10 protein-coding genes are annotated in these 11,553 nt (G+C 73.2%); 3 read left to right on the top strand and 7 right to left on the bottom strand.

From position 1 onward, the window contains the following. Nucleotides 1–89 precede the first annotated feature (89 nt). Complete coding sequence (locus ACIBAF_RS34980) at nucleotides 90–1,448, top strand: Gfo/Idh/MocA family protein (protein WP_399468237.1); 1,359 nt, start codon at nucleotides 90–92, stop codon at nucleotides 1,446–1,448. Between the two features lie 36 nt (nucleotides 1,449–1,484). Here the strand turns inward: ACIBAF_RS34980 and ACIBAF_RS34975 are convergent, their stop codons facing one another. From ACIBAF_RS34975 to ACIBAF_RS34965, 3 genes are all read right to left on the bottom strand, one after another. After that, a complete protein-coding gene (locus tag ACIBAF_RS34975) occupies nucleotides 1,485–1,901 on the bottom strand; it encodes a Zn-ribbon domain-containing OB-fold protein (protein ID WP_399468236.1) in 417 nt (138 codons plus the stop codon). Between the two features lie 136 nt (nucleotides 1,902–2,037). After that, nucleotides 2,038–2,772: a TetR family transcriptional regulator gene (locus ACIBAF_RS34970; RefSeq protein WP_399468275.1), complete on the bottom strand. Its 735-nt coding sequence runs from the start codon at nucleotides 2,770–2,772 to the stop codon at nucleotides 2,038–2,040. A gap of 132 nt (nucleotides 2,773–2,904) precedes the next feature. Next, on the bottom strand, nucleotides 2,905–3,753 hold the full coding sequence (locus ACIBAF_RS34965; protein WP_399468235.1) for a bifunctional methylenetetrahydrofolate dehydrogenase/methenyltetrahydrofolate cyclohydrolase: 849 nt from the start codon (nucleotides 3,751–3,753) through the stop codon (nucleotides 2,905–2,907). Nucleotides 3,754–3,927: 174 nt separating this feature from the next. Between ACIBAF_RS34965 and ACIBAF_RS34960 the strand changes: the two genes are divergently transcribed. Then, a complete protein-coding gene (locus ACIBAF_RS34960) occupies nucleotides 3,928–4,755 on the top strand; it encodes a hypothetical protein (RefSeq protein ID WP_399468234.1) in 828 nt (275 codons plus the stop codon). Between the two features lie 83 nt (nucleotides 4,756–4,838). After that, a complete protein-coding gene (locus tag ACIBAF_RS34955) occupies nucleotides 4,839–5,624 on the top strand; it encodes a peptidoglycan-binding protein (protein ID WP_399468233.1) in 786 nt (261 codons plus the stop codon). A 28-nt stretch (nucleotides 5,625–5,652) separates the two neighbouring features. On the opposite strand, the gene ACIBAF_RS34950 is transcribed toward ACIBAF_RS34955, so the two are convergent. From ACIBAF_RS34950 to ACIBAF_RS34935, 4 genes are all read right to left on the bottom strand, one after another. Beyond that, a complete protein-coding gene (locus ACIBAF_RS34950) occupies nucleotides 5,653–7,986 on the bottom strand; it encodes a SpoIIE family protein phosphatase (RefSeq protein WP_399468273.1) in 2,334 nt (777 codons plus the stop codon). A 148-nt stretch (nucleotides 7,987–8,134) separates the two neighbouring features. Next, nucleotides 8,135–8,515 carry a hypothetical protein gene (locus ACIBAF_RS34945; protein ID WP_355702841.1) on the bottom strand — a complete coding sequence of 127 codons (381 nt, stop codon included), beginning with the start codon at nucleotides 8,513–8,515 and terminating at the stop codon, nucleotides 8,135–8,137. 306 nt (nucleotides 8,516–8,821) lie between these two features. Continuing rightward, nucleotides 8,822–9,748, bottom strand: a complete 927-nt coding sequence (locus ACIBAF_RS34940) for a MurR/RpiR family transcriptional regulator (RefSeq protein WP_399468232.1) — start codon at nucleotides 9,746–9,748, stop codon at nucleotides 8,822–8,824. 100 nt (nucleotides 9,749–9,848) lie between these two features. Further along, nucleotides 9,849–11,510, bottom strand: a complete 1,662-nt coding sequence (locus ACIBAF_RS34935; protein ID WP_399468231.1) for an ArnT family glycosyltransferase — start codon at nucleotides 11,508–11,510, stop codon at nucleotides 9,849–9,851. Between the last annotated feature and the right edge of the window lie 43 nt (nucleotides 11,511–11,553).

The raw sequence follows: 11,553 nt of genomic DNA, 5'->3' as shown, positions 1-11,553 counted from the left end.
TGCCTGTGCCGGCGGACTCTGCCCCCAGGGGCAGAGAAAACCGGCCAGCTGGACGACTGCCCGCAGGACCCCGGGGAAAGGCCCCCTGCATGAGCCGAACTCCCCGCCTGCGCACGGCAGTCGTCGGCACCGGACACCGCGCCCAGACCTTCACCCGGGATCTCGCCGTCCGGCCCGGCCACCGCGTCGTCGCCCTCTGTGATCCCAACCCCACCCGCATGGCCTTCCACAACCGGCTGCTGGCCCGGGCAGGCGCGCCGCCCGCCGCCGAGTGGGACCCGGACCGCTTCGCCGAGCTGCTCGCCGCGGAGGACGTCGACGAGGTCGTCGTCACCACCGTCGACGCCGCGCACGACCGCTACATCGTGCCCGCGCTGAAGGCGGGCTGCCGGGTCGTCACCGAGAAGCCGATGACCGTCGACGCGGTCCGCTGCGCCCGCATCCTGGACGCTGTCCGAGAGACCGGCAACTCCCTCACCGTCGCCTTCAACTACCGCTTCAACCCCGTGCACGAGCGGGTGCGCGAGCTGCTCGCCGAGGGCGCGGTCGGGGAGATCCTCTCCGTCCACTTCGAGTGGCTGCTCGACACCCGGCACGGCGCGGACTACTTCCGCCGCTGGCACCGCGAGAAGCGGCACAGCGGCGGACTGATGGTGCACAAGGCGAGCCACCACTTCGACCTGGTCAACTGGTGGCTCGCGGACGAGCCGGACGAGGTCTTCGGCTACGGCCGGCTCGCCTTCTACGGCCCCGAGGCCGGCGCCCGGCACGGTCTGCGCCGCGCGTACGACCGTGCCCACGGCGCCGAGGAGGCCGCCGACGACCCGTTCGCGCTGGACCTCGCGGCCGACGACACCCTACGGGCGCTGTACCTCGACGCGGAGCGGGACGACGGCTACCACCGCGACCGCAACGTCTTCGGCGGGCCCGTCACCATCGAGGACGACATGGCGGTCCTGGTGCGCTACACGCGCGGCGCGACGATGACGTACCACCTCACCGCCTACTCCCCGTGGGAGGGCTACCGGGTGATGGTCAACGGCAGCGCCGGACGCCTGGAGCTGGAGGTCGAGGAGAGCCGCTGGCAGCCGCCCCGCACCCGTGTCACCTCCGGCAGCGGCGCGCTGCACGGAGACACGGCGGCCGAGCACGCGGGCGGCGTCCGGCTGACGCTGCGCCCGCTGTGGCAGCCGCCGGTCGACCTCCCGGTCGCGGCGCGGCACGAGGCGCACGGCGGCGGAGACACCCGGATGCTGGACGTGCTGTTCGGACCGGGGGAGTCCCGGAACGCCGGGAGCGCAGCCGCGACGGGGAGCACCGCCACCGAACGCGACGGCGCGCTCGCCCTCGCCGTGGGGCTCGCCGCGAACCAGTCCTTCGGCACGGGCCGGCCGGTACGCATCGGCGACCTGCTGCCAGGCCTCGGCCCGGTCACCCGGGGGTCCTGATGCCGCTGGTGCCCAAGTGCCCAAGTTGCCCAAGTGCTAGTGCCAGGCCCGGTACGGCTCGTCGACGAGTTGGAAGACCGGTTCGCCGCGTACCGGGTCCTTGACCGTGGACAGCCGGACGCGGTCGCCGCTGTGGATGCCGATGAGCGGGCCCATGACGCGGCCGCGGACGACGAACCCCTCGGCCATCTCGACCAGGGACACATTGCGCGCGGCGGGGGTGTTGCGGTGCACCACCGTGGCGTGGCGGACCGTGCCGGCGCCCTCGCTGCGCTCGGTGCGCAGGTCGCTGCCCTGACATGACGGGCACAGCAGCCGGTGGTACATGGCGGTGCCGCACCAGGTGCAGCGCTGGAAGAGGATGGTGTCGCCGTCGGCGTTCGCGCGGTCGAGGACGCCCGCCGCGGAGCCGGCGGCCTGCTGAACGGCGTTTCCTGAGTGGTGGTGGTACACGCGGGTCAACTCCCTGCACTCGGCCGGAATCCACGTGCGCGGCTCACCCGTGCACGCACGTGCCCGGTTCACCGTGCCACCGTGCACGCCCACAGCGTATGGCACTCAGTGCCAGGCGTAAAGGCACTGCGTACCCTTATTCTGGCGGGGTTCGGTCCCGGCCGAGCGTGGTCTCGATCTCCTGCACCACCCGCCACAGGGGCGCCCCGCGCCGCGAGACCACCACCACGACGTCCTCGTCCTTCGGCGGTTCGTCGGCGGGAGGCGCCGGAGCAGCCGGAACAGCCGGAGAGATGGGAGCAGCCGGGGCTTTCGGGGTCGTGCCGAACGCAGCCTGTACATACCCCAGTGCGTGGTCCACGGTCGTGCTCGCGTCGCCCCGGCCGTCCGAACGCAGCCAGGAACGCAGCGCGTTGTTGTGGGCGGCGACCACCGCGGCCGCGATCACGTCGGCGCGGAGATTGCCGTCGGGCCGGCCGGTGAAGCGGTCCCGCAGATACTCGGCGAGGGCGCGCTCATAGCGCCACACCACCGACAGCTCGTACGCGCGCAGCCCCGGCACCCGTTTGGTGAGCCGGTAGCGCTGCACCGAGAAGGAGGGGTTCTCCGCGTACATCAGCAGCACCAGCCGGGCCGCGTCGCAGACGCGGCGCACCGGCTCGTGGTCGGTCCCGCTCGCGGCGAGGAAGGCGGTCATGTCGGCCAGGCACCGCTCGTGGTCCGGGAAGACCACGTCCTCCTTGGAGGGGAAGTAGCGGAAGAACGACCGCCGGCCGACCCCCGCGAGCGCCACGATGTCGTCGACGGTGGTCTGCTCGTAGCCCCGCTCCAGGAACAGCCGGAAGGCTGCCGCGACCAGGGCGTCCCGCATGGGCGGCTTGGCCTCCGCCTTCTCAGTGGCGCTCATGGACGGGAACGTAACACCTGAAGGCCACCGGTGGCACTCAGTTCCCTCGCGAGGGGGAACCGAGTGCCACAGACGCAGGGATCCGAGGCCGACGCGTCAGATCCGCTCGGCCGCCTCCACCACGTTGGTCAGCAGCATCGCCCGGGTCATCGGACCCACCCCGCCGATGGGCGGCGCGAAGGAACCGGCGACGTCGCTCACGTCCGGGTGGACGTCGCCGAGGATGCCCTCGACCGTGCGGGTCAGGCCCACGGACAGCACGGTCGCCCCCGGCTTGATCCAGTCGGGGCGGACCAGGTGCGCCACGCCCGCCGCGGCCACCACCACGTCCGCCTCCCGGGCGTGCGCGGCCGTGTCCTGCGTGGCCTCGTGGCACAGGGTCACCGTGGCGTGCTCGGTGCTGCGGGTCAGCATCAGGCCCAGCGGCCGGCCCACGGTGACCCCGCAGCCGATCACGCAGAACTGCTGGCCGGTGATCTCCACGTGGTTGCGGCGCAGCAGATCGATGATGCCGCGCGGGGTGCACGGCAGCGGCCCCGGTATACCCAGCACCAGCCGGCCCAGGTTCGTCGGGTGGAGCCCGTCGGCGTCCTTGACCGGGTCGATCAGCTCCAGCACGGCATGGGTGTCGATGTGGGCGGGCAGCGGGAGCTGCACGATGAAGCCGGTGCACGCCGGATCGGCGTTGAGTCGCAGCACGGCGGCCTCGACATCGGCCTGGGAGGCGTCGGCGGGCAACTCCACCCGGATCGAGGCGATGCCGACCTGTGCGCAGTCGCGGTGCTTGCCGCCGACGTAGGAACGGCTGCCCGCGTCGTCGCCGACGAGGATCGTGCCCAGCCCCGGGGTGACGCCGCGCTCCTTCAACGCCTGGACGCGGAGGGCGAGTTCGCTCTTGATGTCGGCCGCTGCGGCCTTGCCGTCGAGAAGTGTTGCGGTGGTCACGGGAGTCGACGAGCCCTTCAGGAGAAGACGACGGTCCTGTCATCGTACGACCCGCCCGTCCGCCGCCGACCAGGAGTCCCGCCCGTCGCCGCCGCCCCGCCCCGCTCCCCACACGCCGCCCGCGCCCACTGGCGTAACATCTCCGCACCGCTCGACAGCCACCAGGAGACCCGTATGCCCGCCGCGCGCCCCCGTCTCCTCTATGTCACCGACCTGGCCTACCCGGCCCGCGGGCGCCGTTACTGCGATGAGGACGTCTTCCTCACCTCGCGGCTGCGCGCGGACTTCGACCTGGCCCTGTGCCATCCGAAGGACGCGGCGGCCCTGATGCACGCCTTCGACGGCGTCGTCGTCCGCAACAGCGGACCGGTCCTCGGCTACCAGGAGGAGTACGCGGCCTTCCGGGAGCGCGCGCTGCACGACGGGGTGCGCGTCTACAACCCGCTGACGGGCCGTGCCGACATGGCGGGCAAGCAGTACCTCCTTGACCTGACCGCCGAGGGGTTCCCCGTCATCCCCACCGTCGAGCGCCCCGAGGATCTGCACCTCCTGCCCGCGGCCGACCGGTACGTCGTCAAGCCCAGGATCGGCGCCGACTCCATAGGCCTGCGGATCGTCACGCCCGACGCCCTCCCCGCTCTGGTCGACGGCTCGGTCCTGGTCCAGCCCCGCGTCGACTTCGCCTACGAGGTCTCGTTCGTCTACGTCGACCACGACTTCCAGTACGCCCTGCACGCCCCGGACCCCGACCGCCGCTGGCAGCTCCAGCCGTACGAACCCGCTGTTCGGGACCTGGAGTTCGCCCGTCGCTTCGTCGACTGGAACGGTCTCGCGCACGGCATCCAGCGAGTCGACGCCTGCCGCGCCCCCGACGGCGAGCTGCTGTTGATGGAGCTGGAGGACCTCAACCCGTATCTCTCCCTGGACGCCCTCGACGAGGCCGGACGGGACGCCTTCGTCGCCGCGACGACCCGCTCCCTGCACCGCTTCCTCGCCGGCTGAACCCCGCGGCTGATCCCCGCGGCTGAACCCGGCGGCCCGCGCGTCCGTATCTCTCCCGGGGGACCCACGGGAGGGAGACGAGCGTGCCGACACCGGAGGAACCCGGACAGCCGCACGAACGCCCGGTCCTGGAACCCATCCGGGTCCTGCGACCGCGCAACACCGACGCCCTCGCGGAGCTGTTCCGCGAGATGACCGAACTGACCCAGGACACCGACGCCTACGAGGCGATCAACCTGCCGTCGCGGCAGGCCGCCGACGAGGCGCAGACGGAGGAGCTCCCGCCCCTGGGCCCACGCCCGGCCATCACCCCGCCGCCCCGCGGCGGCCGGGACTGGACGAGCGAGCGCGGCAGCCCCGGGCCCGGACCCGCCGGCGGCAGGAGCGCGGCGCGCAAGCGGAGTGGATCCCGGGCCGCGCCGGCCGAGGGCGGCGCACGGCCACGCGCCCGCACCGACTCCGGTGCGGGCCGGCGCCGAGCCGCCATCACGATCGGCGTATGCGCGGCGGCACTCGTCGGTTTCGCCGGCGCGCTCCTGCTGCCGGGCCGGGGCGGCGAGGCCGCCGCGGAGACTCCCGCCGCGAGCCCCGCTCCGACGCCGACCGTCACGGCGACCGGCTCCGCCGACCCCGACGGCGCCGGCACCCTCCGCGAGGGAGACAGCGGCCCCGAGGTGACCGACCTCCAGAAGCGCCTGCTGCGCATCCCGAACGTGTACGACAAGGGCCCCACCGACGGCCGCTACGACACCGTCCTCACCGAGGCCGTAGCCCGTTTCCAGCTCTGGTACGGCATCCGCGGCGACGAGAGCGGCGTCTACGGCGACGACACCCGTCGGGACCTGGAGTCCCGCACCGGCGGCGGATGACCCGACGGCACGGCGTCGACCGAAGGTCCTACCGCTCGACGTCCCGGGGCCGGGGCACCTGGATGTCGAGCACGCACACGTCGTCGCGGCCCTCGGGATCCAGCATCGTGGCGAGCAGCCGGTCCAGCGGGGCCGGACCGGTCGCGCTGCGGTGGGCGGCGGCGCCGGCGAGCCGCTCCAGGCCCCGGTCGATGCTCTCCGCGGGTCTTTCGACCAGGCCGTCGGTGTAGAACAGGAGCCGGTCGCCGGGCTCCAGGCGGACCTCCGCCTCCTCGTAGCGAGGGGTGTCGGTCGCACCGAGCAGCATCCCGAAGGGGCGCTCGAGGTAGCGTGCCGCACCGGCCCGCACCAGCAACGGCGGCGGATGGCCGGCCTGCGCCCACTTCAGCCGCCGTCTTTCGGGGCTGTAGCGGGCCAGGACCATGGTCGCCGAGCCGTGCGGGTCGCGGGAGTGCAGCAGCAGCGCGTTGAGCCGGGCGAGCGCGCCGGTCAGCGAGGAGCCGGTGATGACCATGCCCTTGGCGGTGAACCGCAGCAGGGCCATCGCGGCGACGGCGCCTATGCCGTGACCGGCGACGTCGCCGACCACGAACAGGGCGTCGCCGTCGGGCAGTTCGATGGCGCTGAACCAGTCGCCGCCGACGCTGAGGCCCGACTGCGCGGGCAGGTAGGCGATGTCTATGCGCAGCCCGGCCAGCCGGACGGGCTGCTTCGGCAGGGGCAGCAGCGCGTCCTGCAGCCGGGCCGCCACGGTGCGCTCCGCCTGCAGCACGCCGTGCTGGGTGAGGATGGCCCGCTCGCTGGCGACGAGCGCGAGTTCGGCGCTGCGCTGCGCGGTCAGGTCCTGCACGAAGCCGTGCACCTCGACGGGTGTGCCGTCCATGTCCGGCACCGCCTCGGCGACCACCCGCAGATGCCGGATGCCGTCCTCGTTGACGATCCGGAACGGCACGTCGCACGGCCGCCCGTGCCGCACCAGCTCCCCGATGGCGCGGGCCAGTATGGGCACGTCCTCGGGCAGGGCGAGGCGGGGCAGCCGGGCGAGCGGGACGACGCCCTGAGCGGGATCACGCTCGAAGATGGCGAAGACCTGGGCGGACCAGTTCGTCTCGCCCGTGACCAGGTTCCAGGTCGCCCAGCCGAGGTTGCCGAGCCGCTGCACGTCCGCCAGTCGCTGCTCCTGCCGGTCGGACGGGTCGTGCCGGTCCCAGCTGACGACCAGTCCGTCGCCCAGCCGCGCCGCCCGCGCGGAGTACGTCGCGAGCTCGCTGACCCCGGCGACCGTCTGCTGCCGGGCGAACGGCTCGCCCTCGTACGGCTCTTCGCCGGCCAGGGTGTCCAGGCAGCCCTGCCAGAGCGGCTCGTCGGAGATCTCCGGCCAGCACTCCAGGAAGCGCAGACCGACCAGCTCGCGCCCGCTGCGGCCGACGGCGTCGGACGTCGTGCCGGTCGCGGCGTCGATGCGGAAGTCCTCGACGCGCCCCGACGGGGTACGCAAGGGGGCGAGCAGCACCGCGGCGACCGGCAGCCGGTCGAAGACCGTCTGCACGGCGTCCGCGTCCGCGGCAGGACTGTGCCGGGTGCCGAACGTGCGCAGCGGGCCCGCGCACAACCGGGCGACGGCCCGCAGGCGTTCGCGGATCCGGGGCGGGAAGGCGCCCTCGCGGCGGCGCAGGATCCCGAGCGCGAAATCGGCCGTGTCCCCGGTGACCACCGGCAGCCAGGCCCGTGACCCCCACTGCTCGGGCGGGTCCCCGATCAGCAGGTACCGCTTCCCGTCCTCGCGCAGGTCCTCAAGCCAGCGCGGCCGGCCGGTGTCGAGGGCGTCCAGTGCGGCGATCCCGGCGAGCGGCGGCACCTGGCTCCACTGCGAGGCCAGCGTGTCGTCGAGGCCGGCGTGCCCGACGAGGGTCAGCCCGCCGGCGGGCAGCCGCGCGTAGAGCATCACGGCGTCGGCCGCGACGTCCGGGCCGAGGTGCTCCAGCAGGCACCGGGCGAGATCGTGCGGGGTGCTGACCCGGACGAGGGCCCGGCCCAGCCGGCCGAGGGCGGCGGCGTCGATCTCCTCGGGGGCCGGCGCGGGCACGGCCGCCGGTGCGGAAGCGGCGGCCGGCGGCTGCTCCGGGTCGGTGCGCGACGGCGGGGTGAGGGTGCCGAGGGTGATCCAGCACTCCTCCAGCAGCGTCCGCCGAGCGTTCTTCGCCCGCCGCTCGAGCTCCTCCTGCGCGAGGTCCGGCGAGCAGCCGAGCTGTGCCATCACCGCGCCCTTGGCGCGCTCCAGCACGGCCGAGGTGGCCGCCAGGTCCTGCAGCCGGTCCATCTCGGCGCGTTGGCGCGCCACGACCCGGGTCAGCGCGGCCATGTCGGGCACGCCGCCGGAGTCCGCGGGGAGGGCGGGTTCGCTCGTCACGTCTTGAGCATGGCACACGGACGGGGATTCGATCGGGGTCTTGGCGCAACGCCCCCGCCAGGCATGATGCCCTTCGGCGCACCGGAACGGATCGTCCCGTTCAGCGCCCGGAGCTCTGCTCCACGAGGGCCTGGGTGACCGCGCGGACGCTGCGGGCGATGTGCTGCAACTGCATGACCTCGGCCGCGTACATCTTGATCGTGTGCTCGATGACCGACTCGGGCAGTCCGAGCCGGGGCAGGTCGGCGCGGGCGGTCTGCAGAGCGGTGCGGGCCACCCGGACCTCGTTCTGGACCTGGATCTGCGCATGGCGGGCGAGCAGCACCGGGTGGCGCAGCAGCGCGGGGTAGCTCGCGTAGCGCGCGGGCACCAGCTCGCGCAGCCACTTGGCCGCCGAGCGCTCCCAGTCGTAGCTGCCGGGCGTCTTCACCTGGCACGGCCAGTCCGAGCTGATGCGCGTCGTCGTCAGGGTCATGATCATCGCTTCCGGGTGTGTGGCGTCGTGACGGTGGTCCGACGGTTGGGGGCGGCCCCGGCCCAGGGGATGACCGGGGCCGCCACGGGCGCTCGCGCTAGCGATGCCCCGAACACCCTGCGCGCCGACGCGGGTAGGAGACGGCGGCTTGGGGTGCCCGTACGGGAGCCCTTCGCGGGCGGGTGCGGCCGTGAGCAGTATTTATATATGCCGTCGGCTTTGCAAGGAGTATGAAAACATTCATGCGCGAAATGGGCGCAATGATCCCTCTGCGTACTTCTGGGGGAGGGGGGTGGCTTTCGGGAGAGCCGGTCACTCTCGCAGGAAGAACCGGTGCTGTTCGGCGATCTGCTCGTACTCCTCGAGCCGGGCCTGGGTGCGTTCGGGACCCGCGTCGCTCATGGCCTGGAGCAGTGCCGCCGCCATCACCCCGGGGGCCGCGTAGGAGTCGAAGACCAGGCGGGAGCCGGTGCCGGTGGCGAAGGTCGCGTCGGCCTCGTCGGCCACCGGCCCCAGCGCCAGGTCGGTGATCAGCGCGACCTTGAGACCGGCGCTGCGCGCGACCCGTACGGCCGTCAGGGTCTCCTGCGCGTGCCGGGGCATCGAGAACGCCAGCACCCAGGTCCCGCCCGCCTCCCGGGACTGCAGCAGCGCGTCGTAGGCGACGCTGCCGCCCCGGGTCACCAGCCGTACGTCCGGGTGGACCCGGCGGGCGGCGTAGGCGAAGTACTCGGCGAGCGAGGCGGAGATCCGCAGTCCCACGATGGTCAGCGGCGTCGACTGCGACAGCTTCCGGCCGACGTCGATGACCTGGTCCGGGTCGGCGAAGTCGCGCCGCAGGTTCTCCAGGTTCTCGATCTCCGCGTCCACCGCCGCCTGCAGCTCGTTGCTCCGGTTCACCTCCTCCGCCGCCGCCGGTCCGCCGGCCAGGGTGCCCAGCGCGATCGACTGGAGCCTCTCCCGCAGCGCCGGATACCCGCTGAAACCGACGGCCGCGGCGAACCGGGTCACCGAGGGCTGGCTGACCCCGACACGGTCCGCGAGGTCGGTGATCGACAGGAACGCCGCCTCGGTGATGTGCTCGATCAGATACTGGGCGATGCGCCGTTGGCCCGGGGACAGATGGGGCCCGTCGAAGAGCGCCCGGAGCCGGGAGGTCGGGGACGCCTCCGTCTCCGGACCGGTTCTGCCCGAGGTGATCGCGGATGCCTGTGCGCGTGCCTGCTGCGGCGATGGCACCGGTGCGCCTCCTTTGTCTTCCACGAAACTCAACATACTTCAGGGACCCTGCCGGTCAGGGAGGGCGAAGACGCCGTTTCCGGTGCCCGGCGACCGCGGTTCACCGGCGGTACAGGGTGATCGAGTGTCCGACCTCGTCGACCGGCCGGCTGGAGCGCAGCAGCTCCGCCAGCGGGCCCTTCGCCTTGGCGGCGGCGGAGTCCGACACGACCAGCAGTCCGTGCACCTCGCCCGCGGGCGCCTCACGCGGATCGGAGGCCTTGATGCCGTAGAAGGCGGGCACCCCGCTGCCCTTGTACACGAGCCACACCCGCTCGCCCGGGTACCGGCTGCGCAGCCGGTACGCGAGCCGTCCCAGGTCCTGGCCCCAGTCCACGTTGGAGTCGTGCAGCCGCAGATGCGTCTTCGCCGGCCCGCCGAACGCCTCGTTGGAGTACGGCAGGTAGTAGGGATACGTCCGCAGCGAGCTGACGGCGACGAAAGCCGTCAGCGCCGCCACCGCCCACGGCGTCCACCGCCGGCGCGCCGCCAGGACGCATCCCGCGGCCACGGCCAGGAACATCGGCAGGAACACGGCGTACCGGGTGCCCAGGTCGCGTGACCCGGTCATGGCCGAGGCCAGCAGGACGGCGGCCGGGACCAGCACGTACGGCGCCGCGGGCCGCAGCCGGCGCACCGCGACCATCGTGACCGCCCCGGCCGCCCACAGGGCGAGCATGCCCAGCGGGGTCTTCACGACCAGCGCGACCGGCAGGTAGTACCAGCGTGAGCCGGAGTACACATGGCCGAAGAGGAAGCCCTGCCACGCCTCGTTCTCCAGCCCGAACTGCATCCGCATGCCGTCCCGGTACGCCTCCGGGAAGGGCAGCAGCTGCACGAGCAGCCCGCGCAGACCGTGCACCACGGGCACGTGGACCGACCGCGGATCCCAGCGCAGCAGGGGATCGACGACGAGATACGCGGCCCAGACGACGGCCACGGCGGTCACCGCCACGACGCCCGCCGCGAGGAGGGCCCTGCGCAGGTCGCGGGGCCGCCGGGCCCACATCGACAGGGCCGCCAGGGCCATCAGGACCGGGATCGCGGGCAGTGTGCTCATCTTCGTGGCCAGGCCCGCGCCGAGTGCGACCCCGGCGAGCGGCAGGTACAGGCGCGCCCTGCCCCGCCGGGCCCGCCACAGCAGCCACGCCGAGGTCAGCAGGAAGCCCGCCGCCGGGACGTCCAGCGTCGCCAGCGAGCCGTGCGCGACGACGTCGGGGGAGAAGGCGTACAGGGCGAGCGCCGTGAGCGCGGCGGCGCGGCCGGCGAGGTCGCGGGCGAAGGCGAACACCACCAGGCCGAACAGCAGCGTCAGCACGATCACCGGCAGCCTGGCCCACAGCATCACCTGCCAGGGATCGTTGCCGGACTCGTACAGCAGATGCCGGCCCGCCGCCTCCTGGGCGCCGGTGAACGAGGGATCGACGTGCGGGTCGGCGAAGGCCACGCCGACGGCCACGACCAGCTTGCCGAGGGGCGGGTGCTCCGGGTTGTAGTGCACACGGTGCTCGTGCAGGTAGTCGGCGGCCGTGGCGACGTACACCGGCTCGTCGATCGTCGGCGTCTGACGCACCGCGGCAGTGACCATCGCGACGGCCATCTGGGCGAGCAGCACGGCTGCCAGCAGCGGGACGAGCCGGCGCCGGCGGGCCGACGGCGAGGGCTCTCGCGGCCCGGCGTCGGAGGCGGGCTCCAGGACCGTGTGCAGTTCGCGCGCCATCATCCGCCCTGCGGTGACACCGGCCGGGCGGTGGCGGGAGCGAGCC

The organism is Streptomyces sp. NPDC051677, from assembly GCF_044453465.1.
GTDB lineage: Bacteria > Actinomycetota > Actinomycetes > Streptomycetales > Streptomycetaceae > Streptomyces.
This window is presented reverse-complemented; position numbering and strand designations above follow the sequence as displayed.

What these genes read in the sequence shown, in the direction of transcription:
- ACIBAF_RS34980 (WP_399468237.1), top strand. Translation starts at nt 90, where the DNA reads ATGAGCCGAACTCCCCGCCTGCGCACGGCAGTCGTCGGCACCGGACAC.
- ACIBAF_RS34970 (WP_399468275.1), bottom strand. Translation starts at nt 2,772, where the DNA reads ATGCGGGACGCCCTGGTCGCGGCAGCCTTCCGGCTGTTCCTGGAGCGG.
- ACIBAF_RS34960 (WP_399468234.1), top strand. Translation starts at nt 3,928, where the DNA reads ATGCCCGCCGCGCGCCCCCGTCTCCTCTATGTCACCGACCTGGCCTAC.
- ACIBAF_RS34950 (WP_399468273.1), bottom strand. Translation starts at nt 7,986, where the DNA reads ATGGCCGCGCTGACCCGGGTCGTGGCGCGCCAACGCGCCGAGATGGAC.
- ACIBAF_RS34945 (WP_355702841.1), bottom strand. Translation starts at nt 8,515, where the DNA reads ATGATCATGACCCTGACGACGACGCGCATCAGCTCGGACTGGCCGTGC.
- ACIBAF_RS34935 (WP_399468231.1), bottom strand. Translation starts at nt 11,510, where the DNA reads ATGATGGCGCGCGAACTGCACACGGTCCTGGAGCCCGCCTCCGACGCC.